Source organism: Pseudonocardia aurantiaca (assembly GCF_039526725.1).
GTDB lineage: Bacteria > Actinomycetota > Actinomycetes > Mycobacteriales > Pseudonocardiaceae > Pseudonocardia > Pseudonocardia aurantiaca.
Window position 1 is genome coordinate 138,617 of record NZ_BAAAJG010000025.1, and the last position, 20,796, is coordinate 159,412.

A 20,796-nucleotide genomic window follows, 5' to 3' on the forward strand; every position below is an offset into this window, starting at 1 on the left:
CCCCGCGCGGAGCGCGTCGTCGATGCTGTGGACGCCTGCCCCACCGCACCCGGGGCAGGCGTTCACGGTTCCAGGAGGAGACAGACAGATGCAGCTGGAGAACAAGTTCACGATCGACGCGCCGATCGAGAAGGCGTGGGAGGCGCTGAACACGCCGGAGACAGTGGCACCGTGCTTCCCCGGCGCCACGCTGCAGGAGTACGAGGGTGACTCGTTCAACGGCACGGTCAAGGTGAAGCTCGGGCCGATCTCGCTCACCTACAAGGGCAAGGGCACCTACGTCTCGCGAGACGACGAGAACCACAAGGTCGTCATCGAGGCGAGCGGGCGCGACTCGCGTGGCAACGGCACGGCCAACGCGACCGTCACCGGCACGATGGTGGCCGACGGGCCGACCCGCACTGCGGTCACGATGCTGACCGACATGACGATCACCGGTCGGCCTGCCCAGTTCGGCCGCGGGGTCATCTCCGATGTGGCTGACAAGATCATCGGCCAGTTCTCGTCGTGTGTGGCCAGCAAGCTCGCGCCCGAGGCCGAGTCTCCCGCCGAACCGGCGGCGGCGCCGTCGCAGGCCGCCGACGCCGGTGGGGGCAGCGCCAACAACGGCTCCGGTGCCGCAACGGCAGCCGCGACGGCCACCACCGCTCCGGCGAAGGGGCCAGTCCTGTCGTCCGCCACCGCCTCGCGGCCGGTCACCCCGGCGCCCGTGCGGAGCGAGGTGGACGCGATCGACCTGCTCGACACGGCGGGCGCCCCGGTGCTCAAGCGGCTCGCCCCAGTGGCCGGCGGCGTCCTGCTCCTGATCATCATTCTGCTGATCAGGCGCGCCCGCTCCAGCTGATCAGGCGCGCCCGCTCCAACTGACCCACGCCACAGCGCTCACACACCGGTCTCGCCGGTGTGCGAGCGCTGAGGCGATGTGCCGCCCGGGTCAGCTGTCGTCGCCGCGGCGATCGTCGCTGCCGCGGCGGTCGCCGCCGTGGTCGTCGTAGCCGCGGTCGTCCGCGCCGCGGCCCCGGTCGTTGCCGCCCCGGTCGTCGCCGCCCCGGTTGCCGCCGTGGTCGTCGTAGCCCCGGTCGTCGGTGCCCCGGTCGTCAGTGCCCCGGCGCTCACGGCTCTGGTCGTCGCGGCGGTCCGTGCGGGTGATCGCGCCGCTGGCGGCGTCCACCCGCACATCGTGCTCCAGGCCGCCGTTCACCACCCTGACCTTCCATTCCCACCTGCCGTGCTCGAGTTCGCGCTCGACCTGGGTGACGCGCCCGCCGCCGACGTGCGCCATGGCGATCGTCGAGGCCTCGTCGGCGGAGAGCCCGCCTGCGCCCGGCTGAGCGGCCGGGATCGTCGGGCTGCTGGTCTCCGAACTGCTGGTCGCTTCGCTGCTGCTGGTCGCTTCGCTGCTCCTGGTGGCCGTGCCGGAGGTCGTGGGGAAGCCGGCGATGGTCCCGGTGGCGACCGCAGCGGGCCGGACGGGCGCGGGAGCACTGTTGCCGGACAGGGAGTACGCGGTGCCGGCGCCCAACAGGACGGTGGCGCCGGCGGCTGCGATGGCGACGAGACGGACTCGCATGATCGGCTCCTTCGTGGGTCGTGTCGTTCGACGACCCGTACGTTGCCGATCACATGGCTAGCGGCGCGCTGCCGCGACCCTAAGACCCGCTTAGGGATCGGGCGGTCCGAGTTCGACCCGAACCTCCAGCCCGCCCTCCACCGCCCTGCCGAGCGTGAGCCCGCCGCCGGCCTGCTCGGCGCTGCGGCGGGCGATGTCGAGCCCGAGACCGGTGGAGTCGGCGCCGCTGGACCCACGCGAGAGGGCGGCGTTCCCGGCCGGTAGGCCTTGCCCGGCGTCGGCCACCACGAGCAGCGCACCTCCTCCGGGGCGGGCCGCGAGCCGCACGGCGAACGCCGTGCCGTCCGGGGTGTGGGCGAAGACGTTGCCCAGCAGCGCGTCCACGCACGCGCCGAGGTCCGCCGCGCCCAGCGCCACGGGGAGCGGTCCGGCTGCGATCTCCACCGACGTCTCCCGGTCGGTGTCCTCGGCGAGCACGGCCCAGAACGCGACACGCTCGTGCACGACGGCGGCCGCGTCGCTCCACGCGCGTCCGGCACCCGGTCCGCTGCCGCGCCGCCTGGCCAGCTCGATCGCCTGCGTGACCGAGCGCTGCACGGCGTCCACACCCGCGCCGATGCGGGCGGCCTGGCCCGGTTCCGGGAGCGCTTCGGCGTCCAGGCGCAGCGCGGTGAGCGGGGTGCGCACCCGGTGGGCGAGGTCTGCGACGGTCTCGCGCTCCTCGCGCAGCAGCTCCGAGATCCGGGCGGCGAGTCCGTTGACGGCCGCGGCGACCACCCCCAGCTCCGCGGGTGCCGCCGGGTCGGCGCGAGCGTCCAGCTCGCCGTTCGCGAGCCGGTGCGACACGGCCGCGAGGTCGGTGGTGGAGCGGACCAGCGACCGGCCCAGCCAGTCCGCAACCGCGAGGCTGAGCCCGAGCAGTCCGATCCCAAGAGCGCCGAGCAGCAGCCACGCCCCCGGCACACCGCGGTTCAGCTGGGCGTCCGGGACGAACGCGCGGATCACCCCGGCGTCGCCCGTAGGGTCGCGCACCGCGAAGACGATCTCGCGCCCGCCTTGCACCGCCGCCGACTCGCTGCCGCCGAGCGTTCCCAGCTGGACGAGCGGGGTCCGCTCGGCAGGCGCCCCGAGCACGCTCCCGTCGGCGAGGAACAGCGTGACGACGGCAGGGGAGTTGGCGTCGAGCTGTTGCACGGCCAGCGCGAGCGCCGCGCGGTCGGTTGTGGCGACGAGGGAGCTGAGCGACTGGGCCTCCACCGTCGCGGCCTGCACGGCCCGGTCGGCGGCGACCGTGCGCAGGAGCAGCGCGAGCGGCACGAGGAACGCGATGAGGACCAGCGACGTCGTGGCCCCGACAAGCAGCAGGATCCGGCGGCGCACGGCTCAGTCCGCCGGAGCGGAGATCCGGACGCCGACCCCGCGGACGGCGTGCAGGTAGCGCGGCTCCTGCGCCGTCTCGCCGAGCTTGCGGCGCAGCCAGGAGAGGTGGACGTCGACGGTCTTGTCGGCCCCGCCGTAGGGCAGCTGCCAGACCTCCGTGAGCAGCTCCCGCTTGCTGACCACCTGCCCAGACCGCGCGGCGAGGTAGTGCAGGAGCGTGAACTCCCGGGGGGTGAGGTCGAGCGCGTTCCCGTCGAGGCTCGCCTCCCGCGAGCGCGGGTCGACGCGCAGTCCGCCGACGACGACGGCGGTGTCGGCCGCCGTGTCGCCCCCACCGCGGCGCAGCACCGCGCGGATGCGCGCGTCGAGCTGTGCGGCACTGAACGGCTTGACCAGGTAGTCGTCCGCACCGGCGTCGAGGACGGCGACGATCTCCGCCTCGTCGTCGCGCGCGGTCGCGACGATCACCGGCACCCGGCTCACGCCGCGGAGCATCCGCAGCATTGTGGCGCCGTCGAGGTCGGGAAGGCCGAGGTCGAGAACGACGAGGTCCGGCCGGTTAGTCACGGCCGACTCGAGCCCGGGCAGCGCTGCCGCGGCCGAGTCGACGGCGTGCCCGCGCTCGGTGAGCCCGCGGATCAGCGCGCCCCGTATCGCCGGGTCGTCCTCGATGAGAAGCACCTGGGCCACACCTGCGCACGGTAGGGCACGCGGGCGCCCGTCCCGCGCCGGCGGCGCGCCGCTAGGGCGGTCTTAGGAGCGCGTTAACGCCGTGCACGGCACGCTGTGACCATGACCCGCCGCACGGGCCCCGCCCTCGCCGCGCTCGCGTGGACCGCGACCGTCGTCGTGGCGACGGTGGTCGGCATGAGCGCCGTCGGCGCGATCGGCAGCGGCATACTTGGCGCCGGGCAGGAACCTCTCACCCCTGCCCAAGTGGATCAGGCTCTCGCGGCGGCGCGCACGGCACCCGCGGCTCCGCCACCAGCAGCCCCCGCTCCCGCAACCACATCGGCTTCGGCCCAGCCACCCCCGCCCGCTCCCGACGCCGCGACCGAGGTCCTCACGAGCCCAGGCGGCACGGTCGTCGCGCGCTGCGTCGGCGGGCTGGTGCAGGTGGTCTCGGCGACCCCGGCTCAAGGCTTCCGGCTCCACGACGAGCACGAGGGCTTCCGGGTGCGGTTCAGGTCGGATGAGTCGGACGTCCGCATGGAGCTGAGCTGCCAGAACGGGCGGCCGGTGGGAGCGGTGAGGGCCGACGGCTGAGCTTCAGAGACCCGAGACCCGGAGCGTGATGTTGAGGCGGCCCGTGGCGAGTCCGGTGTCGGGGGCCTCCGAAGTCGGTAGGAGCTTCGGCACGCCGTGGTAGGCGAGCCGGCTCTCGTCGCCGAAGACGATCAGGTCACCTGAGTGCAGCTCCACATCGGTCCACGGGCGGCCGCGGTTCTCCGTGTTGCCGAACCGGAATACGCACGCCGCGCCGATGCTGAGGGAGACGACCGGGTCGGGCGACCTCTCGTCGCCGTCGCGGTGCAGGCCCATCTTCGCACCGGCGTCGTAGTGGTTGATCAGCGCGATGTCGGGGCGATAGTCGCGCGCCCGCTCGGAATCGTCGTACGCGGCGGCGACCGCCTCGCGGCCGAGGTCGCCCAGCCATTCCGGGAACGCGGTGACGGGCGAGCCGTCCTGGTCGTCGCGGGTGCGGGAGTAGCGGTAGGGATACCAGTGCCAGCCCAGACAGACGCTGCGCACGGACATCTGGCTCCCGTTCGGCATGACGGCGGCGCGGATGCCCGGCCCCTCGGCGGCCCACTGGCGGCAGGCCAGCACGAGCGCGCGCTGCCGCTCGAGATCGAGCCAGTCCGGCACGTGCACCGCACCTGGAGCGAGCACCCGCCGCTCCCGGGGGATGAGGAGTGGTTGGCTCACACCTCCAGTGTTCCCCCGTTGCCAGGTCCTGCTCGCCGCTACTCGGCCCACACCTGCCCCTCGGACAGGTACACCCGGCGCACGGGAGTCTTCATTCCGCAGAGGCTCTCGTACAGGTGCACGAGCAGCAGGCGGACGGCCGCTTCCGCCTCCGGAACCTCCGGCCACAGCGAGCGCGCCCCCGGACCCGCGGTGCGGACGGTCGCTTCGAACTCCTCCTCGCTGAAATCCAACATCAGTGGCGGGTCGAAGCGGTGGCCGTGGTACTCCGCGAGGAGGCGCTTACCGTCGGCGTCGGGTCCGACGAACACCGCATGGTCGTCCTCCGCCACCGCCCAGATGAAGCGGTCGAGGTTCGAATCCGTCAAGTTCGATCCTCTCGCGGCAGAAGCCTTTGGGGTTGCGGCCACGCGCACCAGATCGCTGCTACCGGCTACTCGGCCTGGAGTTCGTTGTCGGAGATGAAGACCCGCCGCAGGGGCGGGCCGACGGCGTCGATGCTCTCGTACAAATACACCAGCATCAGGCGGAACCCGACTTCCGGCTCCGGCAGGTCGGGCCAGAGGGAGCGGCCACCGCGTCCCGCGCCGTGGAGCGCTGCGACGAACTCTTCCTCGTCGAAATCGAAGACGAGCGGCGGATCGAAGCGGCGCCCGTGGTACTCGGCGAGGAGGCGGTGGCCGTCGACATCGGGTGCGACGAACACCGCCCGGTCACCCTCCTCGACCGCCCGGACGAAACGGTCGAGGTACCCGTCATTCATCACCGGGCATTGTGGAAGATGATCCCCAGCACGTGCCGGCTGCCGCTGTGCACGGCGCTCACCCCGTGGCGCATCTGCACCCGGTGATCGCCGCGGGCGCCGCGCTGCGGGCGGTGGCGCACCGGGAAGATCACCGCCTCACCCTGCCGGGGGCGCATGACAACGGGTCGCGACTGCTGGCGCGGGCGCTGCTCCACGAAGACGCTCTCGCCGCCCGTGAAGTCCTCGTCCGGCCTGCTCAGCATCACCAGGAACTGCAGCGGAAAGGTCAGGTCGCCGTAGACGTCCTGGTGCAGGCAGTTGTACCCACCCCGCCCGTAACGCAGCACGAGCGGAGTGGGGCGGTGCTGGCCGAGCGCCGCGCACTCGTCCAGCAGGCCGGCGAGATGCCCCGGGAATGCCCGCTCGCCGAGACGCTCGGCCCACCGGTTCGCGATCGCGGCGATCGGCGGGTACAGCCGCTCGCGCAAGGTCTGCACGAGCGGCGGGAGCGGGTCGGCGAAATAGCGGTAGCTGCCCTCGCCGAACGCGTGCCGGGCCATCACGACCGTGCTGCGGAAGAGCGCATCCTCGTCGAACATCGCGACGACCTCGGCGCACTGCTGCGGCGTCAGCAGCGGCGGGGTGGCGGCGACGCCGTCGGTGTCGAGGCGGTCCTGCAGGTCGGCCCAGTCGAGCGAGCCCAGTCGGTCGAGTACGGCGCCGGTGGTCATGCGTCCACTCTCACGCAAGCCCGCGGCCCTCGCTGGCGGAGAACGGACATCGCGGCAGGCAGGATGGCGGCATGTTCCGCGGACCGCACAACGCCCTGACCGACGTCGCAGGCCTGCGGGTCGGGCACGCCACGCGCACCGGTGACGGCGCGCTGACCGGTGTCACGGTCGTGCTCGCCCCGGATGGCGGGGCCGTCGGCGGGATCGACGTGCGGGGCGCGGCGCCCGGCACCCGCGAGACCGACCTGCTCGACCCGCGCAACACGGTGCAGCGCGTGCACGCGCTGGTGCTGACCGGCGGCAGCGCATACGGGCTGGCCGCGGCCGATGGCGTGATGGCGTGGCTGGAGGAACGCGGGGTCGGCGTACCGGTGCCGGGCTGGATCGTGCCGATCGTGCCGGCCGCGGTGCTGTTCGACCTCGGCCGCGGTGGCGACGTCCGCGCGCGTCCCACCGCGGAGACCGGCGCCGCCGCCTGCGCCGCCGCCACCGACGGGCCCGTGACGCAGGGCGCCGTCGGTGCAGGGACGGGCGCGCAGGCCGGAGGGTTCAAGGGCGGGGTCGGTTCCGCCAGCGCCGTGCTGCCCGACGGGTCGGTCGTGGCGGCGCTCGTCGTCGTCAACGCCGCCGGCTCGGCCGTAGACCTCACCACCGGTGAGCTGCACGGCGCACGGCTCGGGCTGCCCGGCGAGTTCCCCGAGGTCCCCGCCCCCGACCTCGACGCCATGCGCGCGGCCGCCGCCCTCCGGCCGCCGCCCGCGCTCGGCTCGGCCACGACGATCGGCGTCGTCGCCACGGACGTCACGCTGGACAAGGCGGGCTGCTCGCGGCTGGCCGGGGTGGGCCACGACGGGCTGGCCCGCGCGCTCTCGCCCGTGCACACCGCCGCCGACGGCGACGCCCTCTTCGGGCTGTCCACCGGTGCCCGGCCCACCCCCGACCTGACCGCCCTCGTCGAGCTCCAGTCCGTCGCTGCCGACGTCGTGAGCCGGGCCGTCGTGCACGCGATGCTGGCGGCCGAGACCGTGACGACCACAGCGGGGACCTGGCCCGGCTACCGCAAGCTGGCGGGGCTTTCCTGATCCTGATCCTGATCCTGCTCGACGAGGAACTCGGCCAGCCGCCGGACGACGTGGCTGCGCCAGCCCCCGCTCATGATCGTGCGGGACAGCTGCTGGATCGGGTCGTCCGGGTCGAAGCCGCGGTGCTCCAGGAACAGTCGCGTGCCGCGACCCTCCGGGTGGAGCGTCCAGGTCACGGTGGATGCGAGCCCGTCGGGGTTTCCGGCGTCGGCCCAGGTGTAGCAGAGCAGAACCTCCGGTCGGACGTCGAGCACCTCGCATTGGACGGTGCCGCTGAACCGGGTGGCCGGGATCGGCTGCGTCCGGAACGTGAAGCGGTGCCCGACCCGCGGCGCGAAGTCGGTGGGCATGAACCAGGCGCTGAGCATGTCGGGGTCGACGAGTGCGCGCCACACCCGCGCCGGCGGGTACGGGAGGAACTCGTCGACGTGGACGACGGTCCGGTCCTCGGTCACGACTGCTCCTCCTGGGTGTCGAGGAACTCGCGCAGGTCGCCGAGCTTGCCGCGCCAGAACCGCTCGTAGGGGCTGAGCCAGCGCTGCAGGTCCCGCAGGGGTTCCGGCTGCACGGCGTAGTGGCGCTGGCGACCGTGCCGGGTCTCGGTGACGAGCCCGGCGTCCCGGAGGACCTTCAGGTGCTCCGACACACTCGGGCGGGCCATGTCGAACCGCTCGGCTATGTCCTGGACCGGGCGGGGGCCGTCGAGGAGCAGGTCGAGGACATCGCGCCGGGTGGGGTTGGCCAGGGCGGCGAACACCCGGTCGGCCGGTGAGGACTTCGCACGGTGCGGCATCGCCGCACACCTCATCACCGAGGGCCTCGGTGCGGCAACCGACACGCCTCTGATCTCCGCCATCGTCATCGCGCGGCCTCCGTCAGCACGAAGCCGTTGCCGTCCGGGTCGCTGAACGTCGCCTGCCGACCCCACGGCATGTCATCCGGCCCGTCGACAGCCACACCCGCGTCGACGAGGGCGGCGCAGTCGGCGTCGAGGTCGTCCGAGCCGAGGATGACACCTTGCGTGCTGCCTGCGGTCGAACCGGGGAACGGCCGGTGCAACACGATGCTGGTCTCGCTCTTGGGTGGCGCCACCTCGAGCCAGCGGTTGTCGCCGACCACGCGGTCGGCACGCACATCGAAGCCGAGCTGCTCGGCGTAGAAGGCCTTCGCCCGGTCTTGGTCGGACACGAACACCGTCATTGTCAGGAGCTGGTTGATCGTCATGGGTACAAGAATAGGTAGGAAAAAACCTACCGGTCAACTCGTGTTAATGTGGGAGAGACCAACATTGGTATAGCCAACGGAGAACGACGTGACCACCACGACCACAACAGAGCTCGACGAACTGCGGACCGCGCTGGGCCGGCTGGCCGACCGCGAGGATGTGGCCGGCCTGCTGCTCCGGCTCACGACCTGTCTGGACGAGGGCGACTTCGAAGGGATGCGGCGTGTGCTGGCCGAGGACGTGACGGTGCGGACTCCTGGCGGCGAGGCGGTCGGCGTGGACGCGGCCGTCGCGCAGGCCACGCGCAACCACTCGGCGACCGCCGCCGTCCAGCACCTGATCGGCGAGGTCCTCGTCGACCTCGACGGCGACGAGGCCGCGCTGCGGGCCAACGCGATCATCACGTTCGTCGAGGAGCGGGGCGGCGGGCAGGAACTGCGCAAGGTGTACCGCTGCCGGGCCCGCCGCACCGCCGACGGCTGGCGGATCGTGCGACTGGAGACCTCGGTCGTCAGGCGCGCGCCCGTGTCAGATTGAGACAGTCTGGCGGGCGCATCGGCCTAGCGTGCGTGAGCGCCGTCACAGCAGTGGCGGACTCCGCGTTGCGAGGAGGAGTCGATGAAGGCGCTCGTCTATCACGGTCCGGGCCAGAAGTCCTGGGACACCGTCGCCGATCCGAAGCCGATCGACCCGACCGACGTGGTGGTGCAGATCGACACCACGACGATCTGTGGCACCGACCTGCACATCCTCAAGGGCGACGTGCCGACTGTGGAGGAGGGCCGCATCCTCGGGCACGAGGCGGTGGGCACGATCGTCGCGGTCGGGCAGGCGGTGCGGAACCTCGCCGTCGACGACCGCGTCATCGTCCCGGCGATCACGTCCTGCGGTCAGTGCGCCGCGTGCAAGCGGTCGATGCCGAGCCACTGCCAGTCCACCGGGGGGATCGGCTGGATCTTTGGTCACCTCATCGACGGCACGCAGGCCGAGTACACGCGTGTGCCGTTCGCGGAGACGAGCGTCCACAAGGTGCCGGAGGGTGTCACCGACGAGCAGGTGCTGTTCCTGACCGACATCCTGCCCACCGGCTACGAGGTGGGAGTCCGCAACGGTCGTGTGAAGCCCGGTGACGTCGTGGTCGTCGTGGGATCGGGACCGGTCGGGCTCGCCGCGATCCAGACGGCCGGCCTGGCCGGTGCCGCGACCGTCGTCGCGGTGGACCTCGCCGACTCGCGGCTCGAGCACGCCCGCCGCTTCGGTGCCGACGAGGTGATCAACTCGGGTGCGCCGGACGTCGAGGAGCGGATCGCGGCCCTCACCGACGACGGGCTGGGCGCGGACGTCGCGATCGAGGCGGTGGGCATCCCGGAGACGTTCGACCTGTGCACGCGGGTGGTGCGGCCCGGCGGCGTGGTAGCGAACATCGGCGTGCACGGCGCGCCGACCACCCTCCACCTCGAAGATCTGTGGATCAAGAACGTGACGATCACGACCGGGCTCGTGGACGGCACGACGGTGCCGATGCTGATGAAGCTGGTGCGGTCGGGAAAGGTCGCGGGCGAGCTGTTCGGCACCCATGAGTTCCGGCTCGACGACGTGCTCTCCGCCTACGACACCTTCGCCAACGCGGGCGCGAACAACGCGCTCAAGGTGGTGATCAGGAGGTAGCCGGGGCTCCCGCCCAGCAGGTTCACCGAGAAGGTTCTTGTGGGTCGTTGCAGCGCTGTGTGACCGTTCGAGCACCGGACGGCGCGGGGGGCATGCGGCTCACGATCCACTTCATCGCGAGTTCGTGGAGGACCGGTTCGCCGCTGCCTCAGCCGCCGGCGAACGGCGGCAGCACGTCCAGCACCGCGCCCTCGGCCAGGGGAATGGACCGGTCGCGCACCGCCACCTCGTCCAGCAGGAAGCTGCAGCGCCCAAGCACCTTGGCGAGATCGGCTCCGTGCCGGTCGCGCACGACGGCTATCGCCTCGTCCACTGTGCTGCCGGTGGCCAGGTGGAGCGGTTCGCTTTCGGTGCCCGCTGCGGCCCGGGCCGCCGCGAAGTACCGGACGGTGACCGACGTCGTGGTTGTCGTGCTGGTCACCCGTCAGCCTCCGATCGCGCTCATCGGCCGGTCCGGCTGCAGGAAGCCCGGGTCATTGATGCCGTGGCCGGCCAGCTTGCCCCACATGGCGTGCCGCCATGTCTCGGCGATCTCCGCATCCGACGAGTCGCCGCGCAGCATCGCCCGGAGGTCGGTCTCGGTGCGGGCGAACAGACACGAGCGGACCTGGCCGTCGGCGGTGAGCCGGGTGCGGTCGCAGGCCCCGCAGAACGGCCGCGTGACCGAGGCGATGACGCCGACGACCGCGGGGCCGCCGTCGACGAGCCAGCGCTCCGCGGGGGCCCCGCCGCGCTCCGTGGGGTCGGGGGTGAGGGTGAAGGCCGTGCGGAGCTTCTCCATGACCTCGCCTGCCGTGATCATCTCGGACCGCTCCCAGCCGTGCTGGGCGTCGAGCGGCATCTGCTCGATGAACCGGAGCTCGTAGCCGTGCTCGACGGCGAACTGCAGGAGCGGGACCGCCTCGTCGTCGTTGACGCCACGCAGCAGCACGCTGTTGATCTTCACCGGGCCGAGCCCGGCAGCGCGCGCGGCGGCGAGGCCGTCCAGCACGTCGGAGAGGCGGTCGCGGCGGGTGATGGTGGAGAACCGCTCCTGCCGCAGCGTGTCCATCGAGACGTTCAGCCGGTTCACGCCGGCCGCCGCCAGTGCCTCCGCGCGGCGGGCGAGACCGATGCCGTTGGTGGTGAGCGAGATGTCCGGGCGTGGCTCCAGAGCGGCGGAGGCCGCGATCAGGCCCTCCAGGCCGCGGCGCAGCAGCGGCTCGCCGCCGGTGAACCGCAGCTCCTGGATCCCTAGGTCGCGGACGGCGATCGTGACCAGCCGCATCAGCTCGTCGTCGGTGAGCTGCTCTTCGCGCGGCATCCAGTCGAGGCCTTCGGCCGGCATGCAGTACGAGCAGCGCAGGTTGCAGCGGTCGGTCAGCGAGATGCGCAGATCGGTGGCGACCCGGCCGAAGGTGTCGATCAGCCGGGGGTCGGCCGGGCGGGCCGGGTCACGGAGGGCGGCCCGCCGCACCGCGGGAAGGCCGAGCTCGGATGCCGTCACGACACGAGCCTAGCTGTCCGCAAGAGCCGTGGAAGTGCAGGCAAACAGCGGTAACGCAGCTGCGGGGAAAGGCGGCGGACCAGTCCGCAAATGCTGAACGAGGGCTGTGCGAAAGTTGAGTTCTATCGCCGGTATCGGGCGTATTGCCCGACCGGCGCCGATCACTCGTGGCGGCCCAGCTCCTGGCGGGCGACCGAGCGCAGGTGCACCTCGTCCGGGCCGTCGGCCAGACGCAACGCGCGGGCCCACACGTAGAAGTAGGCGAGCGGGAAGTCGTCGCTCATCCCGGCGCCGCCGTGGATCTGGATGGCCCTGTCCATCACGTCGCACGCGATGCGCGGACAGATCACCTTGATTGCGGCGATCTCCGTGGCGGCGCCCTTCGACCCGTACCTGTCGATCAGCCACGCCGTCTTGAGCACGAGCAGGCGGGCCTGCTCCACCTCGATCCGCGACTGCGCGATCTGCTCGCGCACCACCCCCTGGTCGGCCAGCGGCCTGCCGAAGGCCACACGTGACTTCGCGCGCCGCACCATGAGGTCGATGGCCCGCTCGGCCATCCCGATGAGCCGCATGCAGTGGTGGATGCGGCCAGGGCCGAGCCGTGCCTGCGCGATGGCGAACCCGCCGCCCTCCTCGCCGAGCAGGTTCGACACCGGCACCCGCACCTCGTGGAACTCCAGCTCGGAGTGGCCGTGCTGGTCCTGGTAGCCGAACGTCGGCAGGTGCCGCTTGATCTCCAGGCCAGGCGTGTCGCGGGGCACGAGCACCATCGACTGCTGCCGGTGCGCGGGTGCGTCCGGGTCGGTCTTCCCCATGACGATGAAGATCTTGCAGCGCTCGTCGGCGGTGCCGGAGATCCACCACTTCCGGCCGGTGATCACGTACTCCCCGTCTGTGCCAGAGCCCTCGCGGCGGATCCGCGTCTGCACGTTGGTGGCGTCGGAGGAGGCGACGTCCGGCTCGGTCATCGCGAACGCCGAGCGGATCTCGCCTGCCAGCAGCGGCTCGAGCCACTGCTCCTTCTGTTCGGGGGTGGCGAACAGGTGCAGCGTCTCCATGTTGCCGGTGTCGGGGGCCTGGCAGTTGATCGCCTCCGGCGCGATCACCGGCGACCAGCCCGACACCTCGGCGACGGAGGCGTACTCCAGGTTGGACAGGCCGGAGATGCTCGGCAGGAAGAGGTTCCACAACCCCCGTGCCCTGGCCTCGGCCTTCAGTTCCTCGACCACCGGCGGCAGGTCCCACTCCTGTGGTGTGCCGCGGCGCGCGGCGCGGAAGGCGTCATAGGCCGCCTCAGCAGGGAGGATCTTCTCGTCGAGGAACGCACGCATGCGCTTCGCGTAGTCGGCAGCGACGGCGCTGGGTTCGAAGTCCACGGCGTGGAGCAAACCACACGCGGAGGCGTTCGCGAGGTGAGTGCGGATGGCGGGCGGATGAGTTGTTCGGCCTTACCTTGCGGGTTCGAAACCGGCCGGACCGCGGGAGACGGCCTCGAGATCTCGACCGGTCTGACCTATTGACACGCGACGTCAACAGGTGCCAACCTGTTGACGAGCAACGTCAATAGGTGGTGGTGATCAAAAATGCGTGCGCTGCCGACATCGGCCGGCCTGGTCGACAACCTGGTCGCAGTGGTGACGAGCCGTTTGCTCGATCCGTTGGAGATCGTGCTCGATGACGGCGTGCTCGATGACGGCGACCTCGTCGACGCGCTTCGTGCCCGGGTCGTTCTCAAGGCCAAGGGCTGGGCAGCCGAGATGCTCGGCGACGACGACTACGTCGCCGGCCGCGCCGCGTACCGGCTCATCGCCGCGCTGTACCCCGGCGATGAGCCGTTCGACCCGCCCGCCCAGTGGTGGCTGACTCCGCTTGGACAGGTTGTCGCCCAACGCGTGGGTTTCCCCGGTTTGGAAGGCGTTTCCGTCCCGGTCGCCGCGGCCATGCTCGGAGTGAGCCGACAGTTCGTCCACGACCTGATGAAACGCGGAAAGCTCGACCGCAGCGTCGACGGGACCGTGAGCGTCGCGTCGATCCGCGCTCGAATCAACGAGAGAAACGCCGGGTGAATGAGATGAGATTGCTGGTCCTCGGTGGGACATCGTTCGGCCTCGTCCCGGCAGAAGACTGCGTTCGCGGCGCTTACGGGGCGACGGGTTCGGTCGCGGTATTCAGGTAGGGCGACGGGGCCGGCTCGGGCCGGAGGAACCCGGCGTAGGTCAGTCCGGGTTCGCCGAGGCGGCGTCCGATCTCGGCGGCGAACCGGCGTTGGTCATCCGGGGCGCCGGCGGCCAGGCCGCCCGGTGGTCAGACCTGCCGGATGGTCGGGGCGTTCGCCAGCGGCAGTTGCGCGTGGTGGTCCTGGCGGGCGTCGAGCAGTTCCGCCGGAGGGCCGTCTGGCAGAGATCGCATCCGCGTCCCTATCCTGCGGCTCGTGCCGCAGTTCAGGATTTCCGACGCCGCCCGCCTGCTCGGGGTCAGCGACGACACCGTCCGCCGCTGGGTGGAGGCCGGGACCCTCCCGGCGCAGACCGACGGGTCGAACCGCAAGGTCGTCGACGGGGCCGCGCTCGCCGCGTTCGCGCGCGAGCACGCGAACGCGGCCCCCGACCCGTCCGATGTGCAGAGCTCAGCCCGCAACCGGCTGGTCGGCCTGGTCACCGCAGTCAAGGCCGACCGGGTCATGGCGCAGGTCGAGATGCAGTGCGGCCCGCACCGGATCGTCTCGCTGATGTCGAGCGAGGCCGTGCAGGAGATGGGCCTGGAGCCCGGCTCGCTGGCGGTGGCCGTGATCAAGTCGACCACTGTGGTCGTGGAGACACCTGGGGCCGGCCCGCCGTGACCGCACCCCTGGGCACGTCCCGGCGCCGCGACGACCACCAGACGGGTGTGGCGCTGCCCCGGCTGCTTTGGGTGCCCGCCGCGCTGGCGTTCGCGCTGATCGCACTGCCGGTGGTGGGGCTCGCCATCCGCACGGACTGGCCGCGCCTGCCCGCGCTGCTGCTTAGCGAGTCGGCCCTTGACGCGCTGCGGCTCTCGCTCGTCACCGCCGCGGTCTCGACGGCCCTGTGCATCGTGCTAGGCGGGCCGCTCGCCGTGGTGCTCGCCCGCGGCCGGGTGCGCGGCCTGCGCCTGCTGCGGTCGGTGGTGCTGCTGCCGCTCGTGCTGCCACCTGTGGTCGGAGGGCTCGCGTTGCTCTTCCTGCTCGGGCGCACCGGGCTCGTCGGGCGCGGCCTCGACCTCGCGTTCGGGATCACGATCCCGTTCACCACGGCGTCGGTGGTGCTGGCGCAGACGTTCGTCGCGATGCCGTTCCTGGTCGTGAGCGTGGAGGGGGCCCTGCGGACGGCGGGGCAGCGCTACGAGGCCGTCGCGGCCACCCTCGGAGCGTCGCCGGCCCTGGCGTTCCGGCGCGTCACCGTTCCGCTCGTGCTGCCCGGCCTGACGTCGGGTGCGGTGCTCGCGTTCGCGCGCTGCCTCGGTGAGTTCGGCGCCACGATCGCGTTCGCCGGGAGCCTTCAGGGCACCACCCGGACGCTCCCGCTGCTCGTCTACCTGGAGCGGGAGTCGGACGTGGACGCCGCCGTCGCGCTCTCCCTGCTGCTCGTCGTGGTGGCCGTCGTGGTGGTCGCGGTGGCGCGGCCACGGACCGTCGAGGGGGAGCGGTGAAAGGCCTCGACGCGCGGGTCGTCGTCCGCCGGGAGGCGTTCGCGCTCGACGTGGCGCTCGACGCCGCTCCCGGCGAGGTGCTCGCCGTGCTCGGGCCCAACGGGGCAGGCAAGTCGACGCTGCTCGGTGCGCTCTCTGGGCTGCTGCGCCCCGACGAAGGGCACGTCCGCGTCGGGGACGAGACGGTCACGGACGTGGCGGCGGGCGTGCACGTTCCACCGCACCGGCGCGGGGTCGGCCTGCTCGCCCAGCAGGCGCTGCTCTTCCCGCACCTGACGGCACTGGCCAACGTCGCCTTCGGGCCGCGCGCCCACGGCGTGGCGCGCCGCGAGGCGGAGGAGCGGGCGCGTGGGCTGCTCGCCGAGGTCGATGCCGCCGAGCTCGCCGACCGCCGCCCGGGCCGCATGTCGGGAGGGCAGCAACAGCGGGTGGCACTGGCCCGCGCGCTGGCGCCCCGGCCGGAGCTGCTCCTGCTCGACGAACCGCTGGCCGCCCTCGACGTCGACGCGACCCCCGCGATGCGCACGCTGCTTCGCCGCGTGATCCGGGGCGCCGGGCAGACCGCCGTGCTGGTGACGCACTCGGCCCTCGACGCGCTTGTGCTGGCCGACCGGGTTGTGGTGCTGACCGATGGGCGGGTGGTCGAGCAGGGGTCCACCCGTGAGGTACTCGCCCGCCCGCGCACCGCGTTCACAGCGCGGATCGCCGGGCTGGACCTCGTGCCCGGCACGGCGGGCGACGGCGGCCTGCTCGCGCCGGACGGCACCGTGGTCGCAGGCCGCGTCGAGGGCGCGGTCGCCGGTGAACCCGCCGTCGCGGTGTTCCCGCCGAGCGCGGTCGCGGTGTTCGCCGAACGCCCGAAGGGCAGCCCGCGCAACGTGCTGCCGGTGCGGCTCGCGGCCATCGAGCCCCGCGGCGACGTGGTGCGGTTGCGGGCGGCGGCAGCGCCCGGCGGTCCGGCCTGGGTGGACGGGCTCGCGGCGGACGTCACGCCCGCTGCGGTGGCCGACCTGGGGGTGGAGCCGGGCGCGGACCTGTGGTTCGCGGTGAAGGCAACGGAGGTGATGATCCACGCCGGGAACCCTGAACGGCCCGTCCCCCAGTTCGGGAGGGTGGTTCCCGGCTGAGGCAGAACGGAACACCCGTCACTCCAGCCCCGTCGTATCTCTGTCCCCCCTCGTCAGACGCTTCTAACGTTGAGCCGTGCTGCGCCTGCTCCTGCGCACCGTCCCTGTGGCGGTCGCGCTCCAGTTCCTCGGTGCGGTCGTCGCGCCCGGGAGCGCGCAGGCCCATCCGCCCGCCGACCTGGTCGGCTACGTGGTGCACGCCAGCAGCACAGGCATCGCGACCGACGTCGTCGACGAGTTCGGCGTCAAGCCGACCGTCACGTTCAAGCGCGCCTTCGCCGGGTTCGCCGCCCGGCTCAGCCGTGACCAGGTGGACCGCATCCGCTCCCACGACGGGGTGCTCGGGATCGAGGAGGACCGGCGTGTCACCCCGCTCGAAGCTCGCCGGCGCGAGTGGCCCACGCTGAGTGAGGGCACCCAGCTCGACCCGCCCAACTGGGGACTCGACCGGATCGACCAGCCCCGCCTCCCGCTCGACCACAGCTACACCACCCGCGCCACCGGGGCCGGGGTCACGATCTACATCCTCGACACCGGCGTCGACGCGAGCCACCCGCAGTTCGGCGGCCGGGCGCACTTCGCCGTGAACACCGTCGACGACGTGTACGGCGACTGCGACGGCCACGGCACGATCGTCGCGGGCATCGCCGGGGCCCAGGACTTCGGCGTGGCCAAGGCGGCGCGGATCGAGTCCGTGAAGGTGCTCGACTGCACCGGAGCGGGCACGCTCTCCTCGCTCCTCGCCGGCATCGACTACGTCGCACACCATCGCCGGAGCCCGACGGTGGCGGTCATGTCGTGGAGGTACGGGCCGTCGGACGTGCTGGTGGCCGCGGTGTCGGCGCTGGTGGACCGGGGCGTGTTCGTGGCCTCGTCGGCCGGCAACTCGGGCGCGGACGACTGCCGCGTCGCCCCGCGGGCGGCGAGGGGGGTGCTCGTCGTCGCGAACTCGACGTTCGATGACCGCAGGGCCCCGAGCTCGTCCACCGGCCGGTGCGTGGACATCTACGCGCCCGGCACGGGCATCGTTTCCACGATGCCCGGCGGCGGCACGGCCTCCTACACCGGCACCTCGATGGCCGCTCCGCACGCCGCGGGAGTCGCCGCGCTCTACAAGGAGACCTTCGGTGACGCGCCGAGCCGTGTGATCGAGCGGTGGATCATCGAGCACGCCACACCGGGGGCCGTCGACGGTGGTGGCACCGGCGGAACGGCGAACCTCCTGCTCAACACCGGCGGCCTCTAGCGATGTCGGTGGTGGTGACCGGGCGCGCCAGCACTAGCGCAGAGTCCAACCAATTAACCAACATGTCCGGGCCACCCTCACCATCGGGAGGTGGCAGCCGGGGTGCCCGCCGTCGCAGGATGTGCGTCGCACCACACCGGAACGCCGAAAGGACCCTGCGCCGTGTCCGCTGCCGCACCCGCCGTCCCGTCGTACGCATCGGGCACGTCCGACGTACCGCTGCTCGGCGACACGATCGGCGACAACCTCGACCGCACCGTGGCCGCGAATCCCGACGGGGAGGCGCTGGTCGAGGTGCCGACCGGCAGGCGGTGGACCTACCGCGAACTGCGTGACGACGTCGAGACCGTGGCGCTGGGGCTGCTCGCGTCGGGCGTCGCGAAGGGCGACCGGGTGGGGATCTGGGCGCCCAACGTCGCGGAGTGGACGCTCGTCCAGTACGCCACGGCCAAGATCGGCGCGATCCTCGTCAACATCAACCCCGCGTACCGCACCCATGAGCTGGAGTTCGTGCTCAACCAGGCAGGCGTCTCGGTGCTGGTGGCGGCCATGAGCTTCAAGAGGTCGGACTACGCGGGCATGATCAAGGAGGTGCAGCCGAACTGCGCCGCACTGCGCCAGGTCGTGTTGCTCGGCACCCCCGACTGGGACGCGGTGGTGGCGGCCGGGCGCGACGGCGACCGCGGGGAGCTCGCGCGCCTGCAGGCCGAGCTGAGCCCTGACGACCCGATCAACATCCAGTACACCTCGGGCACCACGGGGTTCCCGAAGGGCGCGACGCTCTCGCACCACAACATCCTCAACAACGGCTACTTCGTCGGCCGCCTCTGCGGCTACACCGCGCAGGACCGGGTGTGCATCCCGGTGCCCTTCTACCACTGCTTCGGCATGGTCATGGGCAACCTCGGCTGCACCACGAACGGAGCCACGATGGTCATCCCCGGGCCGGGCTTCGACCCGAAGGCGACCCTCGCGGCCGTCGCGCAGGAGCGGTGCACGTCGCTGTACGGCGTCCCGACGATGTTCATCGCCGAGCTGAACGACCCCGACTTCGAGTCCTACGACCTCTCGTCGCTGCGCACGGGGATCATGGCGGGGTCGCCGTGCCCGGTCGAGGTGATGAAGCAGGTCGTCGGCCGGATGGGCATGACCGAGGTGACGATCTGCTACGGGATGACCGAGACGTCCCCCGTCTCCACACAGACCCGCGCCGACGACTCGCTGGAGCTGCGGGTCTCGACCGTCGGGCAGGTGCACCCGCACGTCGAGGTGAAGATCGTCGACCCGGCGTCCGGCCTGACGCTGCCCCGCGGCGAGCCCGGCGAGCTCTGCACCCGCGGGTACTCGGTGATGCTCGGGTACTGGGACGAGCCGGAGAAGACCGCCGAGGCCATCGACCGCGCCCGCTGGATGCACACCGGCGACATCGGCGTGATGGACGCCGACGGCTACGTCAACATCACCGGCCGGATCAAGGACATGGTCATCCGGGGTGGGGAGAACGTCTACCCGCGGGAGATCGAGGAGTTCCTCTACACCCACCCCGACATCGTGGACGCGCAGGTCGTCGGCGTGCCGGACCTGCGGTACGGCGAGGAGCTGTGTGCCTGGGTGACGTTGCGCGACGGCGCGCCGGAGCTCACTGCGGAGGCGGTGCGCGAGTTCGCGACGGGCAAGCTCGCGCATTACAAGATCCCGCGCTACGTGCTGATCGTGGACGAGTTCCCGATGACGGTCACGGGAAAGGTCCGCAAGGTCGAGATGCGCGAGAGGAGCGTCGAGCTGCTGCACCTCGGCGAGGCGGCGGCGGTCCGCAACGCGTAGCTCGGCGTCCGAGCACTACCCGAACCCGGCCGGATTTAACGACGAATCTGCACTCTCAGGTCGGCTTTGACGGCTGCGCGGAACGGTCCGGGCGGTCTAGGGTGGTGCGCACGCGTCCCGGTGTCGCTCGATGGCCGGCCAAGTGGCGGTCCAAGGCGTCGGGGCGCGTTCGTCATGCGGTCCACCGTGGCGCCGCAGGACGCAGGGGTCGATCGAGGAACGGGTGAGCAGGGTGCCGACCGGCAGGGTCAAGTGGTACGACGCCGACAAGGGCTTCGGGTTCCTCGCCCAGGATGGTGGTGAGGACGTCTACGTCCGAAAGGCCGCGCTGCCGGCCGGGGTGCAGTCGCTCAAGGCGGGCCAGCGCGTCGAGTTCGGGATGGCCGAGGGCCGCCGCGGGCCGCAGGCGCTGCAGGTGCGGCTGGTCGACGCGCCGCCGTCGGTCGTCGAGGCCACCCGGCGGCCCGCAGAGGACCTGCACAGCGTGATCGAGGACATGATCCGGCTGCTCGAGACGAAGGTGCAGCCGGACCTGCGCCGTGGCCGCTACCCCGACCGCCGCACCTGCAAGCTCGCGGCGGAGGTCGTGCGGGCCGTCGCCCGCGACCTGGACGGCTGACGGTCGCGGGTGCTCAGCCGCCGCTGGTGTTGAGCACCCAGCTTGCGCGGATCGGGAACTCGACCTCGCCCGTGTCGGGATTGATCTGCGGCGGCGGGCCGTACTGCTGGACCTGCGCGGTCAGCAGGCGGTCCGTCGGCGCCGCCAGCTCGAGCGTCCAGATGCTCCGTTCGGTCGGCGCGAAGACGGGGCTGCGCTCGTCGGCCTGCGCCCCGTTCGCGTCGCGGTAGCTGAACACCACCTGCCAGGGCGTCTGCGCGATCACGTCCGGCACCGTGACCTGCAGCGCCGTGCCGGCCGGCACCGCGAGCGCGACGGGAGCCGCGGGGTCGCCGGTGCAATCGGCGCCCGACTCGTCGCAGTACTGGGTGGGGCGGGCGACCACGCTGGCGGTGCCCGCGGCGAACGTCACCTGGGGCGGCTCGCTGCTGCTGCATGCGGCCAGCATCATGGCGGCCGCGACAACCGGGAGCAGGCGGCGGAGCACGGGCACGC

26 protein-coding genes and 1 pseudogene are annotated in these 20,796 nt (G+C 72.1%); 13 read left to right on the forward strand and 14 right to left on the reverse strand.

Going from position 1 to position 20,796, the window contains the following annotated elements; translation table 11 throughout:
- Positions 1-88 precede the first annotated feature (88 nt).
- Entirely contained in the window at positions 89-844 is a 756-nt protein-coding gene (locus ABD143_RS29275; protein ID WP_343984676.1) for an SRPBCC family protein, read from the forward strand.
- 90 nt (positions 845-934) lie between these two features.
- Here the strand turns inward: ABD143_RS29275 and ABD143_RS29280 are convergent, their stop codons facing one another.
- From ABD143_RS29280 to ABD143_RS29290, 3 genes are all read right to left on the reverse strand, one after another.
- Positions 935-1,570 carry a PepSY domain-containing protein gene (locus ABD143_RS29280; protein ID WP_343984677.1) on the reverse strand — a complete coding sequence of 212 codons (636 nt, stop codon included), beginning with the start codon at positions 1,568-1,570 and terminating at the stop codon, positions 935-937.
- Positions 1,571-1,660: 90 nt separating this feature from the next.
- Positions 1,661-2,950: a HAMP domain-containing sensor histidine kinase gene (locus tag ABD143_RS29285; protein ID WP_343984678.1), complete on the reverse strand. Its 1,290-nt coding sequence runs from the start codon at positions 2,948-2,950 to the stop codon at positions 1,661-1,663.
- 3 nt (positions 2,951-2,953) lie between these two features.
- Positions 2,954-3,640 carry a response regulator transcription factor gene (locus ABD143_RS29290; protein WP_343984679.1) on the reverse strand — a complete coding sequence of 229 codons (687 nt, stop codon included), beginning with the start codon at positions 3,638-3,640 and terminating at the stop codon, positions 2,954-2,956.
- 102 nt (positions 3,641-3,742) lie between these two features.
- Between ABD143_RS29290 and ABD143_RS29295 the strand changes: the two genes are divergently transcribed.
- Entirely contained in the window at positions 3,743-4,216 is a 474-nt protein-coding gene (locus ABD143_RS29295; RefSeq protein WP_343984680.1) for a hypothetical protein, read from the forward strand.
- 3 nt (positions 4,217-4,219) lie between these two features.
- On the opposite strand, the gene ABD143_RS29300 is transcribed toward ABD143_RS29295, so the two are convergent.
- The 4 genes from ABD143_RS29300 to ABD143_RS29315 all read right to left on the reverse strand — a co-directional run bounded on the left by ABD143_RS29300 (position 4,220) and on the right by ABD143_RS29315 (position 6,355).
- Positions 4,220-4,879, reverse strand: a complete 660-nt coding sequence (locus tag ABD143_RS29300) for an alpha-ketoglutarate-dependent dioxygenase AlkB family protein (protein ID WP_343984681.1) — start codon at positions 4,877-4,879, stop codon at positions 4,220-4,222.
- Between the two features lie 38 nt (positions 4,880-4,917).
- Complete coding sequence (locus ABD143_RS29305) at positions 4,918-5,247, reverse strand: hypothetical protein (RefSeq protein WP_343984682.1); 330 nt, start codon at positions 5,245-5,247, stop codon at positions 4,918-4,920.
- Positions 5,248-5,312: 65 nt separating this feature from the next.
- A complete protein-coding gene (locus tag ABD143_RS29310) occupies positions 5,313-5,642 on the reverse strand; it encodes a hypothetical protein (protein WP_343984683.1) in 330 nt (109 codons plus the stop codon).
- Complete coding sequence (locus ABD143_RS29315; RefSeq protein ID WP_343984684.1) at positions 5,642-6,355, reverse strand: 2OG-Fe(II) oxygenase; 714 nt, start codon at positions 6,353-6,355, stop codon at positions 5,642-5,644. Before ABD143_RS29315 ends, ABD143_RS29310 begins: the two co-directional genes overlap by 1 nt.
- A 71-nt stretch (positions 6,356-6,426) precedes the next feature.
- Between ABD143_RS29315 and ABD143_RS29320 the strand changes: the two genes are divergently transcribed.
- Positions 6,427-7,437: a P1 family peptidase gene (locus tag ABD143_RS29320; RefSeq protein WP_343984685.1), complete on the forward strand. Its 1,011-nt coding sequence runs from the start codon at positions 6,427-6,429 to the stop codon at positions 7,435-7,437.
- Here ABD143_RS29320 and ABD143_RS29325 read toward each other — a convergent pair.
- The 3 genes from ABD143_RS29325 to ABD143_RS29335 form a co-directional block, all read right to left on the reverse strand.
- Positions 7,410-7,892 (reverse strand): SRPBCC family protein, encoded by a 483-nt coding sequence (locus tag ABD143_RS29325; protein WP_343984686.1) that lies wholly within the window; start codon positions 7,890-7,892, stop codon positions 7,410-7,412. The genes ABD143_RS29320 and ABD143_RS29325 overlap by 28 nt on opposite strands.
- Complete coding sequence (locus ABD143_RS29330) at positions 7,889-8,230, reverse strand: ArsR/SmtB family transcription factor (protein ID WP_343984687.1); 342 nt, start codon at positions 8,228-8,230, stop codon at positions 7,889-7,891. The genes ABD143_RS29325 and ABD143_RS29330 overlap by 4 nt, the downstream gene beginning before the upstream one ends.
- A gap of 65 nt (positions 8,231-8,295) precedes the next feature.
- Positions 8,296-8,661 carry a VOC family protein gene (locus tag ABD143_RS29335; protein WP_343984688.1) on the reverse strand — a complete coding sequence of 122 codons (366 nt, stop codon included), beginning with the start codon at positions 8,659-8,661 and terminating at the stop codon, positions 8,296-8,298.
- An 88-nt stretch (positions 8,662-8,749) separates the two neighbouring features.
- On the opposite strand from ABD143_RS29335, the gene ABD143_RS29340 reads away from it, so the two are divergent.
- Both ABD143_RS29340 and ABD143_RS29345 read left to right on the forward strand, forming a co-directional pair.
- Entirely contained in the window at positions 8,750-9,199 is a 450-nt protein-coding gene (locus ABD143_RS29340; RefSeq protein WP_343984689.1) for a nuclear transport factor 2 family protein, read from the forward strand.
- 81 nt (positions 9,200-9,280) lie between these two features.
- The gene (locus ABD143_RS29345) at positions 9,281-10,330 is read left to right on the forward strand and encodes a zinc-binding dehydrogenase (protein WP_343984690.1); all 1,050 of its coding nucleotides are present in this window, start codon (positions 9,281-9,283) and stop codon (positions 10,328-10,330) included.
- A 148-nt stretch (positions 10,331-10,478) separates the two neighbouring features.
- Here ABD143_RS29345 and ABD143_RS29350 read toward each other — a convergent pair whose 3' ends face one another.
- The 3 genes from ABD143_RS29350 to ABD143_RS29360 form a co-directional block, all read right to left on the reverse strand.
- Complete coding sequence (locus ABD143_RS29350) at positions 10,479-10,751, reverse strand: MoaD/ThiS family protein (protein WP_343984691.1); 273 nt, start codon at positions 10,749-10,751, stop codon at positions 10,479-10,481.
- Between the two features lie 3 nt (positions 10,752-10,754).
- Positions 10,755-11,816, reverse strand: coding sequence for a GTP 3',8-cyclase MoaA (gene moaA / locus ABD143_RS29355; RefSeq protein ID WP_343984692.1), 1,062 nt, complete (start codon positions 11,814-11,816; stop codon positions 10,755-10,757).
- A 161-nt stretch (positions 11,817-11,977) separates the two neighbouring features.
- Complete coding sequence (locus ABD143_RS29360; protein ID WP_343984693.1) at positions 11,978-13,195, reverse strand: acyl-CoA dehydrogenase family protein; 1,218 nt, start codon at positions 13,193-13,195, stop codon at positions 11,978-11,980.
- Positions 13,196-13,402: 207 nt separating this feature from the next.
- On the opposite strand from ABD143_RS29360, the gene ABD143_RS29365 reads away from it, so the two are divergent.
- The 8 genes and pseudogenes from ABD143_RS29365 (at position 13,403) to ABD143_RS29395 (ending at position 20,301) form a co-directional block, all read left to right on the forward strand.
- Positions 13,403-13,885 carry a hypothetical protein gene (locus ABD143_RS29365; RefSeq protein ID WP_343984694.1) on the forward strand — a complete coding sequence of 161 codons (483 nt, stop codon included), beginning with the start codon at positions 13,403-13,405 and terminating at the stop codon, positions 13,883-13,885.
- 365 nt (positions 13,886-14,250) lie between these two features.
- Positions 14,251-14,658, forward strand: a complete 408-nt coding sequence (locus tag ABD143_RS29370) for a TOBE domain-containing protein (RefSeq protein ID WP_343984695.1) — start codon at positions 14,251-14,253, stop codon at positions 14,656-14,658.
- A 53-nt stretch (positions 14,659-14,711) separates the two neighbouring features.
- Entirely contained in the window at positions 14,712-15,485 is a 774-nt protein-coding gene (locus ABD143_RS29375) for an ABC transporter permease (protein WP_343985004.1), read from the forward strand.
- A gap of 8 nt (positions 15,486-15,493) precedes the next feature.
- A pseudogene (locus ABD143_RS38375) lies at positions 15,494-15,964 on the forward strand (ATP-binding cassette domain-containing protein); the annotation flags it as partial.
- A 39-nt stretch (positions 15,965-16,003) separates the two neighbouring features.
- The gene (locus tag ABD143_RS38380; protein WP_417715295.1) at positions 16,004-16,612 is read left to right on the forward strand and encodes a TOBE domain-containing protein; all 609 of its coding nucleotides are present in this window, start codon (positions 16,004-16,006) and stop codon (positions 16,610-16,612) included.
- 76 nt (positions 16,613-16,688) lie between these two features.
- Positions 16,689-17,858 carry a S8 family peptidase gene (locus ABD143_RS29385; protein WP_343984697.1) on the forward strand — a complete coding sequence of 390 codons (1,170 nt, stop codon included), beginning with the start codon at positions 16,689-16,691 and terminating at the stop codon, positions 17,856-17,858.
- A gap of 162 nt (positions 17,859-18,020) precedes the next feature.
- The gene (locus ABD143_RS29390; protein ID WP_343984698.1) at positions 18,021-19,682 is read left to right on the forward strand and encodes an AMP-binding protein; all 1,662 of its coding nucleotides are present in this window, start codon (positions 18,021-18,023) and stop codon (positions 19,680-19,682) included.
- Between the two features lie 232 nt (positions 19,683-19,914).
- Positions 19,915-20,301, forward strand: coding sequence for a cold-shock protein (locus tag ABD143_RS29395; protein WP_343985006.1), 387 nt, complete (start codon positions 19,915-19,917; stop codon positions 20,299-20,301).
- A 13-nt stretch (positions 20,302-20,314) separates the two neighbouring features.
- Here the strand turns inward: ABD143_RS29395 and ABD143_RS29400 are convergent, their stop codons facing one another.
- A complete protein-coding gene (locus tag ABD143_RS29400; protein ID WP_343984699.1) occupies positions 20,315-20,794 on the reverse strand; it encodes a DUF2771 family protein in 480 nt (159 codons plus the stop codon).
- Between the last annotated feature and the right edge of the window lie 2 nt (positions 20,795-20,796).